The 20,636-nt window shown below is 65.3% G+C and carries 17 protein-coding genes; 8 read left to right on the forward strand and 9 right to left on the reverse strand.

Features of this window, described 5'->3' with window-relative positions; genetic code table 11:
• The first annotated feature begins 9 nt into the window (after positions 1–9).
• Together ACW7G3_RS03130 and ACW7G3_RS03135 are read left to right on the forward strand one after the other, a co-directional pair.
• Positions 10–660, forward strand: a complete 651-nt coding sequence (locus ACW7G3_RS03130; protein ID WP_456980994.1) for an energy transducer TonB — start codon at positions 10–12, stop codon at positions 658–660.
• A 101-nt stretch (positions 661–761) separates the two neighbouring features.
• Positions 762–1,331: a TonB family protein gene (locus ACW7G3_RS03135; RefSeq protein WP_456980995.1), complete on the forward strand. Its 570-nt coding sequence runs from the start codon at positions 762–764 to the stop codon at positions 1,329–1,331.
• Here the strand turns inward: ACW7G3_RS03135 and aroA are convergent.
• Genes aroA through serC form a run of 3 tightly spaced genes read right to left on the reverse strand, consistent with a single transcriptional unit; the run spans position 1,312 to position 4,850 of the window.
• Complete coding sequence (gene aroA / locus ACW7G3_RS03140) at positions 1,312–2,640, reverse strand: 3-phosphoshikimate 1-carboxyvinyltransferase (RefSeq protein ID WP_456980997.1); 1,329 nt, start codon at positions 2,638–2,640, stop codon at positions 1,312–1,314. The genes ACW7G3_RS03135 and aroA overlap by 20 nt on opposite strands.
• Positions 2,637–3,755: a prephenate dehydratase gene (gene pheA / locus ACW7G3_RS03145; protein WP_456972357.1), complete on the reverse strand. Its 1,119-nt coding sequence runs from the start codon at positions 3,753–3,755 to the stop codon at positions 2,637–2,639. The genes aroA and pheA overlap by 4 nt, the downstream gene beginning before the upstream one ends.
• 9 nt (positions 3,756–3,764) lie before the next feature.
• Positions 3,765–4,850: a phosphoserine transaminase gene (serC, locus tag ACW7G3_RS03150; RefSeq protein ID WP_456980999.1), complete on the reverse strand. Its 1,086-nt coding sequence runs from the start codon at positions 4,848–4,850 to the stop codon at positions 3,765–3,767.
• A 126-nt stretch (positions 4,851–4,976) separates the two neighbouring features.
• Between serC and msrP the strand changes: the two genes are divergently transcribed.
• Positions 4,977–5,945, forward strand: a complete 969-nt coding sequence (gene msrP, locus ACW7G3_RS03155) for a protein-methionine-sulfoxide reductase catalytic subunit MsrP (RefSeq protein ID WP_456981000.1) — start codon at positions 4,977–4,979, stop codon at positions 5,943–5,945.
• Entirely contained in the window at positions 5,942–6,604 is a 663-nt protein-coding gene (locus tag ACW7G3_RS03160) for a protein-methionine-sulfoxide reductase heme-binding subunit MsrQ (protein WP_456981001.1), read from the forward strand. Before msrP ends, ACW7G3_RS03160 begins: the two co-directional genes overlap by 4 nt.
• Here ACW7G3_RS03160 and ACW7G3_RS03165 read toward each other — a convergent pair.
• Positions 6,589–7,389, reverse strand: coding sequence for an FHA domain-containing protein (locus ACW7G3_RS03165; protein ID WP_456981002.1), 801 nt, complete (start codon positions 7,387–7,389; stop codon positions 6,589–6,591). The two genes, ACW7G3_RS03160 and ACW7G3_RS03165, sit on opposite strands and share 16 nt — an antisense overlap.
• Positions 7,390–7,466: 77 nt before the next feature.
• Between ACW7G3_RS03165 and ACW7G3_RS03170 the strand changes: the two genes are divergently transcribed.
• From ACW7G3_RS03170 to ACW7G3_RS03180, 3 genes are all read left to right on the forward strand, one after another.
• Positions 7,467–7,745, forward strand: coding sequence for a polyhydroxyalkanoic acid system family protein (locus ACW7G3_RS03170; RefSeq protein WP_456981004.1), 279 nt, complete (start codon positions 7,467–7,469; stop codon positions 7,743–7,745).
• A gap of 29 nt (positions 7,746–7,774) precedes the next feature.
• Positions 7,775–8,365 carry a phasin family protein gene (locus ACW7G3_RS03175; protein WP_456981006.1) on the forward strand — a complete coding sequence of 197 codons (591 nt, stop codon included), beginning with the start codon at positions 7,775–7,777 and terminating at the stop codon, positions 8,363–8,365.
• A gap of 139 nt (positions 8,366–8,504) precedes the next feature.
• Positions 8,505–9,416 (forward strand): restriction endonuclease, encoded by a 912-nt coding sequence (locus ACW7G3_RS03180; RefSeq protein ID WP_456981008.1) that lies wholly within the window; start codon positions 8,505–8,507, stop codon positions 9,414–9,416.
• A gap of 46 nt (positions 9,417–9,462) precedes the next feature.
• On the opposite strand, the gene ACW7G3_RS03185 is transcribed toward ACW7G3_RS03180, so the two are convergent.
• Positions 9,463–11,709: a TonB-dependent receptor gene (locus tag ACW7G3_RS03185; protein ID WP_456981010.1), complete on the reverse strand. Its 2,247-nt coding sequence runs from the start codon at positions 11,707–11,709 to the stop codon at positions 9,463–9,465.
• Between the two features lie 179 nt (positions 11,710–11,888).
• Between ACW7G3_RS03185 and ACW7G3_RS03190 the strand changes: the two genes are divergently transcribed.
• Positions 11,889–13,286: a GntP family permease gene (locus ACW7G3_RS03190; RefSeq protein WP_456981012.1), complete on the forward strand. Its 1,398-nt coding sequence runs from the start codon at positions 11,889–11,891 to the stop codon at positions 13,284–13,286.
• 21 nt (positions 13,287–13,307) lie between these two features.
• Here the strand turns inward: ACW7G3_RS03190 and ACW7G3_RS03195 are convergent, their stop codons facing one another.
• The 4 genes from ACW7G3_RS03195 to rpsO all read right to left on the reverse strand — a co-directional run bounded on the left by ACW7G3_RS03195 (position 13,308) and on the right by rpsO (position 20,570).
• Complete coding sequence (locus ACW7G3_RS03195) at positions 13,308–13,925, reverse strand: hypothetical protein (protein ID WP_456981014.1); 618 nt, start codon at positions 13,923–13,925, stop codon at positions 13,308–13,310.
• A gap of 447 nt (positions 13,926–14,372) precedes the next feature.
• Positions 14,373–17,858, reverse strand: a complete 3,486-nt coding sequence (locus ACW7G3_RS03200; RefSeq protein WP_456981015.1) for a YadA-like family protein — start codon at positions 17,856–17,858, stop codon at positions 14,373–14,375.
• A 204-nt stretch (positions 17,859–18,062) separates the two neighbouring features.
• A complete protein-coding gene (gene pnp / locus ACW7G3_RS03205; RefSeq protein ID WP_456981017.1) occupies positions 18,063–20,168 on the reverse strand; it encodes a polyribonucleotide nucleotidyltransferase in 2,106 nt (701 codons plus the stop codon).
• Positions 20,169–20,309: 141 nt separating this feature from the next.
• Positions 20,310–20,570 (reverse strand): 30S ribosomal protein S15, encoded by a 261-nt coding sequence (gene rpsO / locus ACW7G3_RS03210; RefSeq protein WP_456972382.1) that lies wholly within the window; start codon positions 20,568–20,570, stop codon positions 20,310–20,312.
• Positions 20,571–20,636: the final 66 nt, after the last annotated feature.

Here is a 20,636-nt window from a genome sequence, read left to right on the forward strand (position 1 = left end):
GATCTGCCCATGCCCGATCCAGCAACCAGTTCTTCCTCTGCACCGCGCCGACGACCGAGCCCGTGGCTGATCGTGCCTGCAGCGGTAGTGGCCGGGCTGATGCTGTTTGTTCTGGTGTGGCTGGTCCAGCGCGAACCGACGGATACCGATGATCCGGCCCTGGCGGCGGACACCGCGGACGAACAGGCAGCAGCCGGCCCTACCCTTCCGGCGCCTCAAATTCCGGAAGAGATGTCTGCAGATACTGGTGATGGCGACGGCGATGGCGGCGTGTTCATCCTGCCTCCCGCACCAGCGGAGCCGCCCCGCGGTATCGCCGGTGAGCCGCCCCCGTTGCCTGCACCCCAGCTGGAACAACAGGATGTTGTCCCTCCAGTTGCGGGCGATGCCCGCGTCAGTGGCCCCCGCCCAATCCACAGTCCTGCGCCAACCTATCCGCGGTCGGCGCTGCGCAGGGGGCACTCCGGAGAAGTGCTGGTACGGGCACTGGTAGGCGTGGATGGCCGGCCAAGGCAGGTAGAGGTGATACGCAGCAGCTCCCATCGGGCCCTGGACCAGGCCGCACTGCGGGCGGTGCGCAACTGGCGCTTCCAGCCGGCCATGCAGGACGGACAGCCGGTGGCGGAACCGGTGGAGATTCCGGTCGAGTTCAATCCCTGAGCCGGCCTGGAGCAACACCTGCCACCCGGCCGGCGTCGTGACACGATCACGACATCTGCTGTGAAAAGCTGCGGCGATGTGCGCTCAACTGCAATCACGCCGTGCCCCAGCCGCCTGAGCCCGCTCCGGAAGCCCTGGAGCGCAAGCGCGCTGGCCAGACATCCAGCAGCACCCGCTCGCTGATCTGGCTGTTGCTGCTGATCGCGGTGCTCGCCGCCCTCTGGTACGTCTACGGTCGCTCGGAGCGGGAGCCGGAAGCGCTTCCGGTCGAAACCGTCCTGCCCGCTCCCGATAGCGGCGAGGATGGCAGCGAGGCGGAAGAGACTCCTGCGGACGAGCCGGCTGCTCCATCGGTTCCCCAACCAACCGCTGCCCCGTCCGCGCCATCTTTGCCCGATCGCCCCGCCCAGCCCACCCTGCAGGTACAGCCGGCCTATCCGCCGGCGGCGCTGCGCGTGCGCGCGGAAGGCACGGTACTGCTGCGGGTTGAGGTGGATGCGCAAGGACGGCCCACGACGGTGGAGATCCAGCGCAGCAGCCGCTCCCGCGACCTGGACCGCGCGGCCCGGGAGGCCGTGGGCCAGTGGACCTTCCAGCCCGCTGTCGAGAACGGCCAGCCGGTGGCATCCACGGTTACCGTGCCCGTGGATTTCAGGATCGGGGATCGGTAACGAGGCCGAATCCGGAGGCTGTGGCCATTCGGACAAAGCCGGGGAAAGACGTCGCCACGTTGGCGGTATCGCTGATGTGCACCGGTCCCTTCGCAACCTGCCCGGCCACTGCGAACGCCATCGCCACACGATGATCGCCGTGGGCGTCCACGCTCCCACCCCCGATGGGCCCACCGTGGATGCTGGCCCCATCGGGGGTTTCATCCACCTGGATGCCAAGCGTACGCAGCCCCTGCGCCATCACCGCGATGCGGTCGGATTCCTTGACCCGCAGCTCCGTCGCATCGCGCACCGTGGTGCGACCGCTGGCACTGGCAGCGGCGATGAACAGCACCGGGAACTCATCGATCATGTCGGCCACGTGCTCGGGCGGCACCTCGATGCCGTGCAGCGGCGCATGACGGATCCGCAGATCAGCCACCGGCTCCCCGCCCTGCTCGCCCGCCGGCACTTCAACGATGTCGGCGCCCATGGCGCGCAGCACGTGCAGCAGGCCGATGCGTCGCGGATTCATGCCGACGCGGCGAAGGCGCAGGTTGGAGCCCGGCACCAGCGTGGCCGCCACGATGAAAAACGCTGCCGAAGAAAAGTCGGCGGGCACCGCCACATCGGTCGCGTGCAGGCGGTGGCCCCCGGTCAGGCTCGCCCGTCCAGGCTGGAACTGCACCGGCCAGCCGAACGCAGCCAGCATGCGCTCGGTGTAGTCGCGGGTGGGACGCGGCTCCCGGACGCGGGTGGTTCCCGTGGCATACAGTCCTGCCAGCAGGATCGCCGACTTTACCTGCGCGCTGGCAACATCCGTTTCAATATCAATACCTTGAATCTTATTGTTACTGTAGATACTCAGCGGAGGGAGATCGCCCACAACGGCGTCGATGCGCGCCCCCATGCGCTCCAGCGGTGCAGTCACCCGGCGCATTGGACGTTGGGAGAGCGAGGCATCTCCGCTCAATACGGTGTCAAACCGCTGACCGGCAAGCAGCCCGGCCAACAGCCGCATGGCGGTGCCCGAGTTGCCGCAATCCAGCACTTTCTGCGGTTGCTGCAATCCCTCGATACCGACGCCGTGGACCACGCGCACGCCTTCGCTGGGTGCGTCGATCCGCACCCCCATCGCGCGGAAGACCTCCTCGGTGGCCCGCGCATCCTCACTCTCCAGGAAACCGCTGATCCGCGAGCTTCCGTCGGCCAGCGCCGCCAGCATGATTGCCCGATGCGATATCGATTTGTCCCCGGGCACGTCGAGCCCGCCGCGCAGCGGCCCGCCGGCTTCCGCCACCCAGCCCTGCAGGCCGGCAGGCGCGCTCAAGGCACGGCCACCGGGTAGGAGCCGAGCACGCGGACTTCGCCGGCGAAGGAGTCGATCTCATCCAGCGCATCGCGAAGCGGCGATTCATCCGCATGTCCGGATACCTCGATGAAAAACGCGTACTGCCACAGCGCCCCATGTGCCGGGCGTGACTCGATCCGGTTCATGCTGATCCCGTGCCGCGCCAGCGGCTCCAGGATCTGGTAGAGCGCACCGGGCTGGTCGCGGATGAAGACCAGCAGCGAGGTCCGGTCGTTGCCGGAAGGCGGGAACGACGCGCGGCCGATCACCAGGAACCGCGTGGTGTTGTCATCTCGATCCTCGATCGGACCGGCGACCACTTTGAGTCCGTATACGTGGGCCGCGTTCTCACCTGCGATCGCAGCCGCATCGTCCGCATTGCGCGCGCGCCTTGCAGCCTCGGCGTTGCTGGCCACGGCTTGCTTCTCGGTCTCCGGCAGATGCTGGCGCAGCCAGCCCTTGCACTGTGCAAGTGAAAGACCATGCGAGTACACCCGCTCCACGTCCTCGATCCTGCCGCTGCGCGACAGCAGGTACTGATGCACGCGCAGCTCCACCTCCCCGCAGATCTTCAGCGGCGAAGTGAGGAACAGGTCCAGGGTGGACTGGATGGTGCCCTGCCCGGAATTTTCCACCGGCACCACGCCGAAGTCGGCGTGGCCCTCGGCCACCTCATCGAACACCTCTTCAACGCTGGCCATGGGCAGGCCCTTGGCCGAGTGGCCAAAATTCTTGTGCACTGCCTGCTGCGAGAAGGTGCCTTCCGGGCCCAGGTAGCCGATCTTCAGCGGCTCCTGCTGGGCCAGGCAGGCGGACATGATTTCGCGGAACAGGCGCACCAGCACCTCGTCCGACAGCGGCCCCTCGTTGCGATCCACCACGCGTCTGAGCACCTGTGCCTCGCGTTCCGGACGGTAGTAATCCACCGCCGCCGCGAGCTTGCCCTTGGCCTTGCCCACCTGACGAGCCCACAGCGCACGTTCGGCAATCAGCGTCTGGATCTCGCGGTCGATGCCATCGATCTGCTCGCGTACCGTGGTCAGGTCGCCCTTCCCGGGCTTGTCCGCAGCCGCTTTTCCGGTGTTGTCGGTCATGGCGTTCGCTTACCCACGACGCTGCTGGAAATCACGCATGAAGTCCGCCAGTGCCTGTGCGCCCTCCACCGGCATTGCGTTGTACATCGAAGCGCGCATGCCGCCGAGCACCCGGTGTCCCTTGAGCGAGATCAGGCCTGCTTCGCGCGCTTCGTCCAGGAAGGCCTGCTCCAGCGCCTCGTCGTGCAGGAAGAATGCCACGTTCATGCGCGAGCGCACGGCCGGTTGCACATGGTTGAGGTAGAAGCCGCCGGAGCCGTCGATCGCGTCGTAGACCAGCCGGGCCTTGGCCTGGCTGCGGCGGGCGAACTCCTCCACCCCGCCTTCGTCGAGCATCCAGCGGACGGTCAGGCCCAGCAGGTACCAGTTCCAGGTGGGCGGCGTGTTGAGCATGGACTCGGCCGCAAGCTGCTTGCGGTAGTCGAAGATATCGGCCCGCGGCTGACCGGCACGCTCGAGCAGATCACGACGGACGATGACCACGCCGACGCCCACGGGCCCCAGGTTCTTCTGCGCGCCGGCATAGATCAGGCCGTACTTGGATACATCCAGCGGCTCGGAGGCGATCGAGGAGCTGAAGTCGGCGAACAGCGGCACATCGCCAACGTCCGGCGTGTCGCGGAATTCCACGCCGTGGATGGTTTCGTTGGCGGTAATGTGCACGTAGGCAGCGTCCGGGGACAGGCGCCAGCTGTCACGCGCGGGGATCGAGCGGAAGCCGTCGTCCTCGCTGCTGGCCGCAATCCTCAGGTCAATATAAGGCGCGGCCTGCTTGAGCGAAATCTGGCCCCAGTGGCCGGTCACCACGTAGTCGGCCGGTTGGCCGCGGGAGGCGAAATTCAGCGCCATCAGCGCCTGCTGGGTGGTCGCACCGCCGGCCGTGAACAGCACCGCGTAGTCGTCCGGGATGCCCACCAGCTTGCGCAATTCACGTTCGGTGGTTGCCGCCACCTCCATGAATTCGGGGCCACGGTGGCTGAGCTCCACGATGGACGCCCCGGCGCCGCGGAAGTCGAGCATTTCCCGCTGCGCCTGTTCCAATACCGGTTGGGGCAGTGCGGCAGGGCCGGCGCTGAAGTTGTAGGCACGGGTCATGGTTTCTCCTTCGCTGGGACTGAACATTGGCTTGGTTAGTATGCCGCAGTGCAACAGATGCGCCATGGCACCTGCAGCATGGTGACGGCGCACATGGTGGCGCCCACATGAAAATCGGACATCAAGATGAACCTGCGAAACGCTCTGAGTATTCCCGCCAGCAAGATCACCGATGAAGCCGTCTGGCTGCAGCGACGCCGGATCGTCACGGGTCTCGCCGCCCTTCCCGCACTCACCCTGGCCGGATGCAGCAGGGCAGAACCTCCATCCCCACCTGCCCCGGCACCCACGGCCGCTCAAGTCAGCGAAGGCTTTTCCACCAGCGAGGAGCTGACCCGCTGGGAAGATGCCACCGGTTTCAACAATTTCTACGAGTTCGGCACCGACAAGCTTGATCCCTCACGCGCCGCGCGGACCCTGCGGACTTCACCGTGGCAGGTGGAAGTGGCCGGCGAATGCGAGCGACCGGGCGTGCTTGATCTGGACGGGCTGCTGCAGGGCCTGCTGCCGGAGGAGCGCATCTACCGCCTGCGCTGCGTGGAAGGCTGGTCGATGGTGATCCCCTGGCTGGGCGTGCCGCTGGCCAACGTGCTGCGCCGCTTCGCCCCCACCTCCCGCGCCCGATACGTGGCCTTCACCACGCTGGCCGATCGCGAGCAGATGCCCGGCATCCAGCGGCGCGTCCTGCGCTGGCCCTACCGCGAAGGACTGCGCATTGACGAGGCCATGCACCCTCTCACCTTCCTAACCACCGGCATGTACGGACGACCGCTGCCACAGCAGAACGGAGCGCCGCTGCGCCTGGTGGTGCCGTGGAAGTACGGCTTCAAGAGCATCAAGTCGATTGTCGAGATCCGCTTCAGCGAAGACATGCCGGAGACCGCGTGGAACCGGATGCAGCCGCGCGAATATGGATTCTTCGCCAACGTCAATCCGGAGGTGGACCATCCGCGCTGGAGCCAGGCCAGCGAGCGCCGCATCGCCGGCACCACCTCGCGGCTGATCGCCAACCGGATCGACACCCGGCCGTTCAATGGCTATGCGGAACAGGTGGCTTCGATGTACTCGGGCATGGATCTGCACAAGTGGTATTGAGGCCGGGTCGGGCCAGGAGCACCAGCAGGACCCCATTTTCCATCGTCACTGCCAAGGCGCTGGTGCATGCGCTTGCGCTGGCGCCGCTGGCGGTGTTGCTGTGGCAGGCCTGGCTGGTGGCCAACGGCGCGGATATCGACGCGCTCGGCGCCGATCCAGTGGTGGAAATCGAGCACCGCACCGGCACCTGGGCGTTGCGAATACTGCTGATCACCCTGGCAATCACCCCGTTGCGGCAGGCCACCGGGCTGGTTGCGCTCATGCGCTTCAGGCGCATGCTCGGGCTGTACGCATTTTTCTACGCGAGCCTGCATCTGACCGCATTCCTGATCCTGGATCTGCGCAGCTGGTGGGCGACGGTGTTCGAAGAAATCCTGCGCCGGCCTTACATCACGGTCGGGTTCCTTGCATGGCTGTCGCTGCTGCCGCTTGCGATCACCTCCACCAGGGGCTGGATGCGGCGACTTGGCCGCGCATGGACCCGGCTGCACCGGCTGGTCTACGCCGCGGCGGTGTTGGCCGTGCTGCACTTCTGGTGGATCGTCAAATCCGACCTGCGCGAGCCGCTGATCTACGCCAGCATCCTTGCCGTGCTGCTGGGGTGGCGGCTGTGGCGGCGACACGCCCGACGCCGGGGCGGAATTCAGCCCGCGCCATAGAGCAGCAGCAGGGCGAGCAGGCCGGCGATCAGCAGCGCGGCCAGCAGTACCAGGGGCAGGCGCCACAGCGAACGCTGGCTGTCATTGCCGCTGGGAGGCGGAGCCGCTTCAAGGGCTCCGCCTATCAACAACGGCTCCTGGGGAGCATCACGCATCGGTGCCTCAACGACGAAGCGGTACTGGTTGTCGAACACCACCTGGTCACCCGGCTGCAGCACCGCGTCGTGCACGCTTTCACCGTTGACCAGGCTGCCCTCTTCCGTGCCCAGGTCGCGCAGCCACACCTGCCCCTCGACCATCTCCAGCCTGGCATGGCGCTCGGCGAACGCCGGATCATCAATCTGGATATCGGCGCCCGGCATGCGGCCGACCAGCCGCGGCACATCGAGGGTGAAGCTGCGTCCATGGTGACCCCCACCGAGCCCGCGCAACACCATCCTCGGGTCCGGGGATCCGCCCCGGGCAGGCGGCCCATCGCGTGGCGGCTCCTCGGGTGGATGCGCACCCACCAGGCGCACCTCATGGCCGTCCACGAACACCGAATCGCCAATGCGGAGCATCGCCAGGCGGCTGATCTCGCGGCCATTCACATGCACGCCGCGCCTGCCATCCCCCACGGTAAGCCACACCCCGCGCCGGTCCACGCACAGGCAGACGATCGCCTCATCACCCTCGGGCACCGTGCCAAGTCCGGTACCGACCCGACCCAGGTGGTGCATGCCGATCCCCAGTGGCAGGTCGGCCACTGCATCGGATGAGATGAATCGAAGTCTGGTTGCGCTCATGCGGGCAGAATCTATCACGCCACTTGCGCATCGGAACGATAGAATGCGGGATCAGACAGGAAGCTTTGGAAAAACGCATGGGCGATATCGATATCCGTCACCCCCATTCCCTGCCGATGCCGCGTGCGCACGCGGCGCTTGAGGAGGCGATGACACGTCTGTCGGAGAAATTCGACATCAAATATGCGTGGGATGGCGATGCGGTTGATTTCAGCCGGTCCGGGCTGGATGGACGTATCCAGCTGGCAGCCGACGAGTTGCACCTGACCGCGAAGCTCGGCTTCCTGCTTTCGGCAATGAAAGGCCCGATCGAGAGCGAAGTCCGTCGGGTATTGGCGGAGCGTTTCACCGCCTGAATCCACCACGCAGCAACGCAGGAGGAGTCATGGCTACCTACAAGAAGCCCGAAAAAAGGACGACCGGTGGTACCGGCCACCCGGACAGCGCCGATGCCGGCACCGTTGAGCAGGCAGAGCGCCTGGCACGAAGCCTGGGAGAGTCCGCCCAGCAGGTATGGCTGGCAGGGATCGGCGCGCTCGGGCGCGCGCAGTCCGAGGGCAGCAAGCTGTTCGATGCCCTGGTTGCAGAAGGCGAGCAGCTGGAGCAGCAGACGCGCCAGACCGCTGGCGAGCGCGCCAGCGAGGTCAAGGGAGCGGTTGAAAGCAGCGTGGATGGGATGCGCGGCCTTGCCGCCGGCACCTGGGACCGTTGGGAAAAGACCTTCGACAATCGCATGCAGCGCGCCCTGGTGAGACTGGGCGTACCCAGCCGCGGCGACATCGCCGAACTCAACCAGCGCGTGGAAGAACTGACCGCGGAACTGCGTCGCCGACCTCCCGCCGCCCCGCCCCGCAAGCGGGCAAGTCGCAAAGCCGCCGCGCCCAGGAAGGCCGCCGTGACCGGGGCCGGTGCAGCAGCCACTTCCACGCCGCCCGCGCCCACCCCCCACGCGCCGCCGCCGGATCCGGACGACTGACCCACAGGCAGGGCGTCCGCCGCGCGGACCGGCGCTTCACTGACTGCCGGTCCTCGTCGGGCTGGCGCAACCGTATGCGTTATTCTTCCCGCCTGGAAGAACAGGGGATGGAATAGTGGGAGGAATCGCACACTGGTTTGTGTCCGTGCTTGTGATGCTGCTGATCGGAGGCATCGGCACGGCCCTCATGTGGGGAGTGCTGCGCCCCCGGGACGAGACAGCCGCCGGCATCCGGGCGCTGGCAGCGACTTCCTGGCGCGAGTTCATCAACATGGTGCTGGCAGCCTTGGCGCAGCAAGGCTACAGCCGGGTCGTGGACCATGAAACCGCTTCCGGCGACACCGACTTCACCCTGGAGCGCGACGGCTCCCACTGGCTGCTTTCCTGCAAGCATGGCAGCGCATACGTACTGGGCAAACCGGCTGTGGCCGCGTTGGCCAATGACATCCGCATGGCCAATGCCGGCGGCGGGTTCCTGGTGACCCAGGGCCGGATCCTGGACGAAGCCCGCAGGCCGGCTGCCAAGGCCAATATCGAACTGCTGGACGGAACAGCCCTGTGGCCGGGGTTGCGTGAGCGGATCGGTGCGGAGCAGCTGTCCGCCATTCGCAGTGCCACCACAGCCCGCGCCCGGCAGCGCGTGCTGGCTTGCTGGCTGGTCGGCCTGCTGGCCGGCGTTGCCACGTTCATGTTCCTGCCCGAGCCGGAGCCACAGGCAAGGGCGGCGGCACCGATTCCAGCCGCTTCCCGGGCTGCGGATACGTGGGCCGCCGAGGCGCCTGTCACCGAAACCCTGGAAACCCAGCTTCCCATCCAGGAGCAGCGCGATACCGTGATGAGGGCCGCAGCCACCCTGCCCATGGTCAGCCACGCCCTGTGGTCCACCCAATCCACCCTGGAACTGCAGCTCCTTGATGCCAACGAGGACGCGATGCCGAGCATCTGCCAACTGCTGGAACGCTTCCCGGAGCTGGCCACCTCCCGTATCCAGCTCACGCCCCCGGCTGGAAGCGGCCTTCCGGTCCGCTTCCGCCAGTGCCGCACTTACTGAGCTGGATCATCCGGTCCGGCCTCCAAGAGCCGGATCGGTCAACGCCTCAGAAGTTGTAACGCAGCGACAGGTACCAGTTGCGCTCCCAGCCGTAGTACGCGGTCTGGATGTTGCCCACGCTGGAAAACTCCTGCCCTTCCACCTTGTAGACCTTGTCAGTCAGGTTGCGCACGCCCGCGCGCACTTGCCAGGCATAGCTGGGTGAATCCCATACGCTGTACAGGCCCACCAGCGTATAGGCGTCCTGGCTGAGCACCTCGCGGTTGTCGACCGACAGCCACGTATCCCCGCGGTAGGACACATCACCACCAACGCTGATCATGCCGCCGTTGGCCAGCGGGAAGCCGTGCTGCAGGGCCACCCGCGCGGTCCAATCCGGCGAGAAAGGCACGTGGTCATGGGTCAGGGTCGGGTCGTACAGCGGATAGGCGGGATCCATGCGGAAGTCCTGGAAATCCGTGTACTGGGCATCCAGCCAACCGAGCTGCGCACTCAGAGTGGTTGTGTCGCCAAGCAGCGCCACGCCTTCGAATTCAATGCCCTTGATCTCCAGCTCCGCTGCATTGAGCACCGGGAACGTGCTGGCGTCCTGCGTCACCCGCGCCTGGAAGTCCGAATAGTCACTCCAGAACGCCGCCACGCTGCCGCGCAGGCGGTTGTCAGCCGAACTGGCCTTCACGCCCGCTTCGTACGTCCAGACGAACTCGGGATCAAAGATCGGGTTGGCCGCATCCAGCGCCGAGTTGGCACGCCCGTTGAAGCCACCGGACTTGAAGCCGCGGTTGGCCGACACGTAACCCATCAGGTTGTCGTTGAACTGCTTCTGCAGGCTGACCGACGGCGTCCAGGCCGACCACGAAGCCTTGTCATCGACGGTGGATTCCGGATCGAGACTGATGGCCTCGAACGGCGCGCCCCAGAAGGTGCTGGTGGTCCGCCAGTAATCCTTGGTGTCCTTGGAGTAACGCAGCCCCAGCGCCAACGTCCACGTGGGCACGAACTCCCAGTTCACATGCGCGAATGCGGCGATGCTCTCGGTGGAGAGGTCGTCCTCGATGGTGCGCAGGAAGCTGATCGGCGTACCGACCAGGGCAAACAGGTGATCCGCATAGGCTTCCTGGTAGGACGGCACGTCTTCCTGCATGTAGTACGCGCCGAAGGTCGCCTGCAGGTTGGAGCCGTTGTCGAACTGCAGCTGGAACTCCTGGCTCAGCTGCTCCTGGTCGATCGCCACCAGCACATCACCCAGCTGGTATTCCGATGCGTCGATGTCGATGAACGAGTTGGTCTTCAGCTTGCGCCAGGCACTGATGCTTTTGAACAGCCACTGGCTGTTGATATCCCACTCCAGCGTCGCCGAGGCACCGGTGTGCTCCATTGACTGGCCCTGGTCGGGACGGAAGGACGTTTCCGCGGTGTAGTCGAACTCGCCGCTGGCGGGCGGCAGCAACTCCACAATGGTGCCCAGCCCAAGATCGGTCTGCAGCAACGGTGCCATCGGCCTGCCCATCGACAGGGCGGCTTTCTGCCGCGTGTGGTCGAGTGAGAAGGTCGCTCGGAACGTATCACTGGGGCGCACGGCAAGCTTGGCCCTGACCGCCTTGGTGTCGTCGTTGTTGAAGTCACGCTGGCCGGCGCGATCATCGATGAAGCCGTCATGGGTCAGCCATGCACCGGCCAGGCTGGCGGCAACCACGTCATTGAGCTCGCCGCCCACGTAGAAGCGCCCTTCGGCACGGCCATGCGAACCACCGGTCAACTCGATCGCGCCGCCGGTGTCGTCGAAGGGATTGCGGGTGGTCAGCTTGATCGCACCACCGGTGGAGTTCTTGCCGTAAAGCGTGCCCTGCGGGCCGCGCAGCACTTCCACCTGCTGGATATCGAACAGTGAGAACAGCGCACCGTTGATGCGCGAGTAGTACACGTCGTCCACGTACATGCCCACGCCTGGATCAAACGTCTGCAGCGCGTCCGGCTGGCCGATGCCGCGAATGAAGACGTTGACGCTGTTGGCCGAACCACGGCCCTGGACGATGTTCATGTTTGGAACGGCGCCCTGCAGCCCGCTGACGTCGCTGGCTTGCAGGTTCTGCAGTTCGTCCTCGCTGAAGGCGCTGACCGCGACCGGGACGTCCTGGATGGACTCCGCACGCCGGCGCGCGGTCACGGTGATCTTGTCCAGCGTGGTCGCATCCGCCTGCTGCCCACCGGGCGCCGCGGCCTGCTCCTGCGCGAGCACCGGGAACGATGCCATGCCCAACACGATCGCCGCGCTCAGTATGCTGCGTTTCATCAAGTCTCTCCCCACGAATCTGCAGATATGGCGTCCCGACGGGACGCGCCCAGGCCCCTCGGCCACGCTGACAAGACTATGGGCGCGCCCGCAAGGCGGCACTTGTACCTTCGGACAATGGGAGCGCAAGCGGCGCACGGTGACACTGGCCATCGCCATTTCCGCACCGGAAGAGATTCATGTCCCTGCTGATCGTGCTCGGCGCGCTGAGCTTCCTGATGTTTGTGGCCTACCGCGGTCACAGCGTGATCCTGTTTGCACCCGTTGCAGCGATGGGTGCCGTCCTGCTGACCGATCCGGAGCTGGTCGCGCCCATGTTCACCGGCCTGTTCATGGACCGCATGGTCGGCTTCCTGAAGCTGTATTTTCCGGTGTTCCTGCTGGGTGCGGTGTTCGGCAAGCTGATCGAGATCTCGGGCTTTTCCAAGTCGATCGTGGCCGCCACCATCCGCCTGTTCGGGCCGCAGCGGGCGATGCTGTCGATCGTGACCGTCTGCGCCCTGCTCACCTACGGCGGGGTGTCACTGTTTGTGGTGGTGTTCGCGGTATACCCGTTCGCGGCCGAGCTGTTCCGCCAGGCGGCCATTCCCAAGCGCCTGATTCCCGGCACGATCGCGCTGGGTGCTTTCACCTTCACCATGATGGCGCTGCCGGGCACGCCGCAGATCCAGAACATCATTCCCACGGCCTTCTTCGGCACCGACTCCTGGGCGGCGCCGGTGCTGGGCACGATCGGATCGGTGCTGATCCTGGCCGGGGGCATCACCTACCTGGAGTGGCGCCGGCGCAGGGCCGCGGCGGCCGGGGAAGGCTACGGCGAAAATCTGCTCAACGAACCCGAAGCGTTCGTCGGTGACCGGCTGGCCCATCCGCTGGTGGCGCTGCTGCCACTGGTGCTGGTGGGGGTGTCGAACAAGCTGTTCACCGATCTGATCCCGCACCTATACGGCGGCAGCCACAGCTTCAATCCTTCTTCCATGGGCAATGCGGAGCCCATCGTGCAGGAGGTTTCGCGCGTAGCTGCGATCTGGGCGGTGCAGGGCGCCCTGCTGGTGGGAATCCTGGCGGTACTGTTCCTGGCCTGGCGGCCGGTGACCACGAAGTTCGCCGAGGGCACCCGGGCGGCGATCGGCGGCGCCCTGCTGGCCTCGATGAACACCGCATCCGAGTACGGCTTTGGCGCGGTAATCGCGGCCCTGCCCGGCTTCATGTTGGTGGCCAACACCCTCAACGCCATTCCCGACCCGCTGGTCAATGAAGCGGTGACGGTCACCGCTCTGGCCGGCATCACCGGCTCGGCTTCTGGTGGCATGAGCATTGCGCTTGCGGCGATGTCAGACAGCTTCATTGCCAACGCGGATGCGGCGGGCATTCCGATGGACGTGCTTCACCGGATTGCCGCCATGGCCTCCGGCGGCATGGACACCCTGCCCCACAACGGCGCGGTGATCACCCTGCTGGCCGTCACCGGCCTCACCCACCGGCAGTCCTACGGCGACATCTTCGCCATCACCGTTATCGGCACCTCGGTGGTGTTCGTGATGATCGGGCTGTACTACCTGACCGGCTGGGTCTGAGCGTTTCGCCGGTACGCCGGATCAGCTTTCCGGCAGCACCCGCACGGCCAGCACACGACGGAACTGGATCCGCAGCAGATCGCCAACCTGCAGTCGCGGCAGCGCCTCGCGATGGCGCGGCTCTTCAACTTCCAGCACGTGGATGCTGCCGTTGGGGGACTGCACCGACAGGGTATTGGCGTCGGTATCGATCGCCACCAGCGGTGAAAGCACTACCACCACTTCGCGGTCGACGACCCCGGGCCTGACCGGGTCCGGATGCTGCTCGTCCTCCCAGATATACGCGCCCGGCTCCACGCTTCCGGCGGGCTGCATATCGAATACCAGTCCCCGACGGTAGTACACCTGCACCCGGTCGCCCACCTGCATCTGCTCCAGGCGCTGGACCTGTTCTTCGATCCTGAGCGTGCGCTCCGTGCCATCGGCGTCGCGTACGGAGACCAGCCGCTCGTCGGCGTCCAGCGCCGTTACCTGGCCTTCCCAGGCGACCTCGGCCTCCAGTACCCGCTCCTGCGCACCCTGCTCCAACCCTGCCAACCTGGCCGGGTCCTGCATGGGGGCCGGGCCCGCACATGCGGAGAACGACAGTGCCAGTCCCAACGCGAGGATTGACGATGCACAGGCAGGGGACGGCTTCATGGCTTCTCCAAAGAAGGGTGACGGGGTGGCGGGAGTATACCGCCGGCGCTCCAGCCCCACCCGGTTGCCGCAGTCGGCAGTCCCTGAACGGCGGCACCTCCCACCAGTGGCAATAATTCGCCTATTCAGGTACAATTAAACCCTTAAATTCAATCACTTACAAAAGGAGTCTATAAAAACTGATGCAGTTATTTCTTACCCCCCTTCACGCCAACGCTGCTTCCACTTCCACCCAGCCCACCAACCGTCCTTCCGAACGCCGCCGCACGGCGCGCAGCTATCTGCGCAGCTACGCTGCGAATGCGCGGACGAGGCGCTTCCGGGTCCGCTGACCAGGCCGGTGCCGCGTCCAGGGACGCATCGTTGCGCCCATCAGCGAATGATCACCAAATACAAGAAAGGCGGGCGTTGGCCCGCCTTTCTCTTTTTCCGATCATCGGCACGTACTTACCAGCTGAAGCCGGCACCCGCGGATACACTCTTCTCGCTGCCGGCAAGGGCACCGCCCAGCGACACGCTGGCGCGGTTGCCGATGGCGCGACGGTAACCGATCGCCAGCGCCTGCTCACCGCCCTGCGATCCCACGCCTACGCCGATGTTGTTCATGCCGCCCAAGCCGGCCGTGTTGGCCGCCAAGCCAGCGTAGGCCGCGGTGGTGGCGCCGAGCCGGTCGAGCCGGCGATCCACCCGGTGGAACCGCTGGTCCATTTCGCCTCGGACCTGATCCAGTCCCTGGCTGAACGCCGCAACCTGCTGGTCGGTATAGCGGTTGGCAGAGTTCAGCGTCGCCGTATCGCCGCTGTTGGCGTGGGCCTTGGCCTCTGCCAAGGTCTGTGCCGTACCGGTGTCGGTGTAGGCCTTGGATTCCGCCAGCGTCTGCGCCGTTCCAGTGTCGGTGTAGGCCTTGGACTCTGCCAGCGTCTGCGCTGTTCCAGTGTCGGTGTAGGCCTTGGATTCTGCCAGCGTCTGCGCCGTACCGGTGTCGGTGTAGGCCTTGGATTCTGCCAGCGTCTGCGCCGTACCGGTGTCGGTGTAGGCTTTGGATTCTGCCAGCGTCTGCGCCGTTCCAGTGTCGGTGTAGGCCTTGGATTCTGCCAGCGTCTGCGCATCACCAGTGTCGGCAATGGCCTGCACCTGCGTCTCGGTGATGCTGCCGGCCGAAATCACCTGGGCATCGATGTAAGCCTTCGCATCGGCGAGCGACTGTGCCGTTCCGGTGTCGGTATAGGCATTGGCGTTGGTCAGAACCTGGGCTGCACCGGTATCCGCATGCGCCTTGGCGTCGGCAAGCGTTTGCGCATCGCCGGCATCAGCATACGCACTGGCATCCACCAGGGTTTGCGCATCACCAGCATCGGCGTAAGCGTTGGCATCTCCCAGCATTTGGGCATCACCCGCATCGGCAATCGCCTGCACCTGGGTTTCGGTGATGCTGCCAGCCGCGATCACCTGGGCGTCGGTATAGGCCTGGGCATCGGCCAGGGTCTGCACGTCACCCGCATCGGCGATGGTTTGCACCTGCGCTTCGGTGACTCCTCCGCCAGCGACCGCCTGCAACTGCCTCAAATTGACCGCGTCGGTTGCCTGTGTGGCATCGGCCACGTTGACGATCTGCCGCTCCGCGCCGGTGCTGCCCACCGACACTGCGTTGGCGCGATCGGCCACCGAATCAGCCCCCAGCGCCACGCTGCCGGCGAATTCGGCCACGGCACCGGCACCGATCGCACTGCTGCGGTCGCCGGCAGCCTGTGCACCGCTGCCAAAAGCAGCCGCATGGTCGCCTTCGGCGCGAGCGCCCTCGTCCGCATCCACCACACCATCGCCATTGCGGTCGTACCAGCCTCCTACCGCAACGCTGCCGGTCCCCTCGGCCAATGATCCGACCCCGATCGCCGCGCTGGAGTCGCCATCGGCCCAGTTGCCGACACCGAGCGCAGCGCTTTGCGCGCCAATGGCCCTGTTGAGAGTGCCAATAGAGGAGCTGACTATGCCGGAGCTCGTATTTCCGTATCCGAACGCAGCGCTATACCTGCCCGTGGCCACGTTGTCGAATCCGAACGCACTGGACTCGTCCCCGCTGGCCAGGTTGTGAAGACCCACCGCCGTACTGCGCTCGCCGAGTGCCTGAGAGGCACTACCGAACGCGACGGAGAAATCACCCTCGGTGAGGTTGGATACACCGACCGCGGCGCTGGCATCGCCGGTGGCTGTATTCATATAGCCAAACGCACTGCTGCCGTCGCCGACGGCCTGGTTGGCTACACCGACCGCGGCGCTAACAACGCCGGTGGCTGTATTCATATAGCCAAACGCACTGCTGCCGTCGCCGACGGCCTGGTTGCTGTTGCCAAACGCCGAGCTGCTCCGGTCACTGGCTTGATTATTGTCGCCCACCGCACTGCTGCGCAGTCCGCTGGCCAAGTTCTCGACTCCAACAGCACTGCTTACGCCGCCGCTGGCGATGTTGAAGATGCCGAGCGCGCTGCTCATCTCATTGCTGGCCTCGTTTTGATAGCCAACAGCAATGCTCGCCACGCCGCTGGCAAGAGAGGCTGCACCAAACGCGGCACTAGAATCGCCCGTGGCCTGCGAGTCACTGCCAAATGCGCTGGCGTTGGCGCCGCTCGCGAGGTTGTTAAAGCCTACTGCCGTGCTGCTATCGCCCAGCGCCTGCGCGTTGATGCCGAACGCGGCGGAATACTCACCAGCGGCGACTGTCCTTTCGTTGGCATCGATGCTGAGGTCGCCATTGCGGTCGTACCAGCTGCCCATGGCCAGGCTGCCGGTCCCGCTGGCAAGAACTGCTGAACCGAACGCGACGGAGTGATCGCCCTCAGCACGGTTGAATATGCCGGACGCGGCGCTGAGATCGCCGCTGGCCAGGCTGGCAAGACCCGCCGCCGTACTGCGCTCGCCGAGTGCCTGAGAGGAAATACCGAACGCGACGGAGTAATCTCCCTCGGCGAGGTTGGCTGCACCGACCGCGGCGCTGGCATCGCCGGTGGCTGTATTCAAATAGCCAAACGCACTGCTGCTGTCGCCGACGGCCTGGTTGCTGTTGCCCACCGCACTGCTGAGCGATCCGCTGGCCAAGTTATCGGCTCCAACGGCACTGCTTCCGGCGCCGCTGGCGAGATTGGAAACGCCTACTGCCGTGCTGTAATCACCCGTGGCCTGCGAGCCACTGCCAAATGCGCTGGCGTTGGTGCCGCTGGCAAGGGTGACTTCGTCGGTATCCCTGACGCCGTCGTTATTGGCATCCAGCCAGCCGCCTACCGCAACGCTGTCGGGGCCGCTGGCGACACTTCGATAGCCCACGGCAGTGGACCTGTGGCCAGTGGCGGTGTTCGTATTGCCAAACGCGCTGCTGTCGTCACCATTCGCAAAGCTGAAATGGCCGAATGCGCTGCTGGATGTGCCAGCGGCCTGGTTGAAGCTGCCGAGTGCATTGCTAAAGCGGCCGATGCTGGTGTTGCCCCTACCAAAGGCGTTGCTGCCAAACCCCGAGGAAGTGTTTTGGGAGCCAAATGCATTGCTGTCCTCACCGTTGGCTTCGTTGAACCTGCCGAACGCGTTGCTGCGGGCTGCGGTGATCGTGTTGTCGGCGCCAAACGCACTGCTGCCGCCGGCATGGACCGTGTTCTTGAAACCGAACGCGCTGCTGGCGCCACCCGTGACGTTATTCCCTTGGCCAAATGCACTGGCTCCCGAGGAGCAGGTGGAGTTGTCGTGGCCAGTATTTTCCGCGCCCTGGTCGGTGCCGGCGCCAGGGTTCGGCGTACCGTCAGGATTGAGACAGACCGGATCGACGGCCATCGCCGCCATCGGTGCGCCCAGCATCAGCAGCAGGGCCAGTGCAACCGGGGTGCGGCGGAACTTGCGGAGGACGGGGGGTGGGGTGTTGCTGGTGTGGCAAACAAGGGCAAAACGCATGCTGGGATATCTCCTTCGGTCCATCGGGGGCGGATGTCTCGACATCCGCGCGAACGTCACCTGGCACCTTTCCTGCAGGAAATGCTGGAATCGGTGGCCAACCCCTATAGACGCCCGACGGGCTGGGTAGCGGACATTTCCGAAAGACGCCCACAAAAAAGGCGGGCCGAAGCCCGCCTTTTTCAACAACCTGGAACGCGCGGATTACTCCGTCACGCCCTCGCCGTCTTCCACTGCCTTCATCGACAGACGGATGCGGCCCTGCTTGTCGACTTCCAGCACCTTGACCTTGACCACGTCGCCTTCCTTGAGCACGTCGCTGACCTTCTCGACGCGTTCGTTGGAGATCTGCGACACGTGCACCAGGCCGTCCTTGCCGGGGGAGATGGTCACGAACGCACCGAAGTCCATCAGCTTGACCACCTTGCCCTCGTAGATCCGGCCCGGCTCGACGTCCGAGGTGATCTGCTCGATGCGGTCCTTGGCGGCCTTGCCGGCGGCGGCATCGACCGATGCGATGGTGATCGTACCGTCGTCCTGGATGTCGATCTGGGTGCCGGTTTCCTTGGTGATCGCCTGGATCACCGAACCGCCCTTGCCGATGACCTCACGGATCTTGTCGGGGTGGATCTTGATGGTGATCAGGCGCGGCGCGAACTCGCTCAGCTCCGAGCGCGGAGCGGTCAGCGCAGCTTCCATTTCGTTCAGGATGTGCAGGCGGCCCTGCTTCGCCTGGGCCAGCGCGGCCTTCATGATGTCTTCGGTGATGCCCTGGATCTTGATGTCCATCTGCAGCGCCGAGATGCCATTGCTGGTACCGGCAACCTTGAAGTCCATGTCGCCCAGGTGATCTTCGTCACCGAGGATGTCGGACAGCACGACGTAGTCGTCGCCTTCCTTCACCAGGCCCATGGCGATACCGGCCACCGGCGCCTTGATCGGCACGCCCGCGTCCATCATCGCCAGCGAGGCGCCACAGACCGAGGCCATCGAGGACGAACCATTGGATTCGGTGATCTCAGCCACCACGCGGATGGTGTACGGGAACTCTTCCATCGTCGGCATCACGGCAAGCACGCCGCGCTTGGCAAGGCGGCCGTGGCCGATCTCGCGACGCTTCGGGCCCATCATGCGGCCGGCTTCACCCACCGAGTAGGGGGGGAAGTTGTAGTGGAACAGGAAGTGTTCCTTGTACTCGCCGCCCACGGCGTCGATGATCTGGCCATCGCGGGCGGTGCCCAGCGTGACCGCGACGATCGCCTGGGTCTCGCCGCGGGTGAACAGCGAAGAGCCGTGCACGCGGGGCAGCATTCCGACCTTGGAAGCGATCGGACGCACGGTGTCGGGCGCGCGACCGTCGATGCGCACCTTGGTCGACAGCACCGACTTGCGCATGGTCTGGTATTCCTGCTCGCTGAACTCCTTGGAAAGCTCGCCCGTGTTCCAGGCCTTGGCTTCTGCTTCCGGAGCCAGCGCCTCCAGGATCGACTTCTTCAGCTGCGAGATGGCGTCCTTGCGCTCGAGCTTGTCGCTCACCTGGAAGGCACCGGCGAGGCGATCGCCGATCGCGTTGGTCAGCGCACTGACAATGCCTTCGTCGGCGGCGGGCGCACTCCAGGTCCACTTCGGCTTGCCGGCTTCGGCAACCAGCTCGTTGATGGTGTCGATGGCGACCTGCATCTGCTGGTGGCCGAACATCACCGCACCCAGCATCACGTCTTCCGACAGTTCCTTCGCCTCGGACTCAACCATCAGCACCGCGTTGGCGGTACCGGCAACGATGAGTTCCAGGTCCGAATCCAGCAGCTCCGACACGGTCGGGTTGAGCAGGTACTCGCCGTCCTTGTAGCCGACCTTGGCGGCACCGATCGGGCCGTCAAAGGGCGCGCCCGACAGCGACAGCGCGGCCGAGGCGCCGATCAGGGCCAGGATGTCTCCGTCCACCTCGGGGTTCATCGACATCACGGTGGCGATGATCTGCACTTCGTTGCGGAAGCCATCAGGGAATAGCGGGCGGATCGGGCGGTCGATCAGGCGCGAGGTCAGCGTCTCCTTCTCGGTCTGGCGACCCTCACGCTTGAAGAAACCACCCGGGATGCGGCCACCGGCGTAGAACTTCTCCTGGTAGTCGACGGTGAGCGGGAAGAAGTCCTGTCCTTCGCGTGCGGTTTTGTTGGCGACCGCGCTGACCAGCAGCGTCGTGCCCTCGCAGGAGATCATGACTGCGCCGCCAGCCTGCCGGGCGACCTCGCCGGTCTCGATGGTGACCGTACGACTACCGTACTGGAAGCTCTTGGTAACTTTCGACACGTTGGAATTCCCTTGAAACTCTTGCGATGAACCGCAACGGACCCCTGCCCGGTACGGGTGGCCGCGACTTGCAGCGGCGCGGAAAGTTGGTGAAAAAAAACAAGCCGCGGCGCATCTCTGCGCCGCGGCGGTAAAACTGGATCAGCGACGCAGGCCGAGCTTCTCGATCAGCTCGCGGTAGCGCTTGGCATCCTTGCCGTGCAGATAGTCGAGCAGACGGCGCCTGCGGTTGACCATCTGCAGCAGGCCGCGCCGGCTGTGGTGATCTTTCTTGTGGGTCTTGAAGTGCTCCGTCAGGTGCGCGATGCGTGCACTGAGCAGGGCCACCTGGACCTCGGGAGAACCGGTATCGTTTTCGCCACGCTGGTGCTCGGCGATGATCTTGCTGTTGTCGATTGACATGGTTTTGCCTCTTGACGCGCGGCCCGCAGGAACGGTGTCGAACAAGCCCTTTTCGGGGAATCGACG

This window comes from Luteimonas sp. A478 (assembly GCF_054052025.1).

Coding starts and splice junctions, on each gene's coding strand:
- msrP (WP_456981000.1), top strand. CDS start 4,977: ATGAACCTGCGAAACGCTCTGAGTATTCCCGCCAGCAAGATCACCGAT.
- ACW7G3_RS03200 (WP_456981015.1), bottom strand. CDS start 17,858: ATGCGTTTTGCCCTTGTTTGCCACACCAGCAACACCCCACCCCCCGTC.
- serC (WP_456980999.1), bottom strand. CDS start 4,850: ATGACCCGTGCCTACAACTTCAGCGCCGGCCCTGCCGCACTGCCCCAA.
- rpsO (WP_456972382.1), bottom strand. CDS start 20,570: ATGTCAATCGACAACAGCAAGATCATCGCCGAGCACCAGCGTGGCGAA.
- ACW7G3_RS03165 (WP_456981002.1), bottom strand. CDS start 7,389: ATGAGCGCAACCAGACTTCGATTCATCTCATCCGATGCAGTGGCCGAC.
- ACW7G3_RS03175 (WP_456981006.1), top strand. CDS start 7,775: ATGGCTACCTACAAGAAGCCCGAAAAAAGGACGACCGGTGGTACCGGC.
- ACW7G3_RS03195 (WP_456981014.1), bottom strand. CDS start 13,925: ATGAAGCCGTCCCCTGCCTGTGCATCGTCAATCCTCGCGTTGGGACTG.
- ACW7G3_RS03190 (WP_456981012.1), top strand. CDS start 11,889: ATGTCCCTGCTGATCGTGCTCGGCGCGCTGAGCTTCCTGATGTTTGTG.
- ACW7G3_RS03130 (WP_456980994.1), top strand. CDS start 10: ATGCCCGATCCAGCAACCAGTTCTTCCTCTGCACCGCGCCGACGACCG.
- ACW7G3_RS03170 (WP_456981004.1), top strand. CDS start 7,467: ATGGGCGATATCGATATCCGTCACCCCCATTCCCTGCCGATGCCGCGT.
- ACW7G3_RS03185 (WP_456981010.1), bottom strand. CDS start 11,709: ATGAAACGCAGCATACTGAGCGCGGCGATCGTGTTGGGCATGGCATCG.
- pheA (WP_456972357.1), bottom strand. CDS start 3,755: ATGACCGACAACACCGGAAAAGCGGCTGCGGACAAGCCCGGGAAGGGC.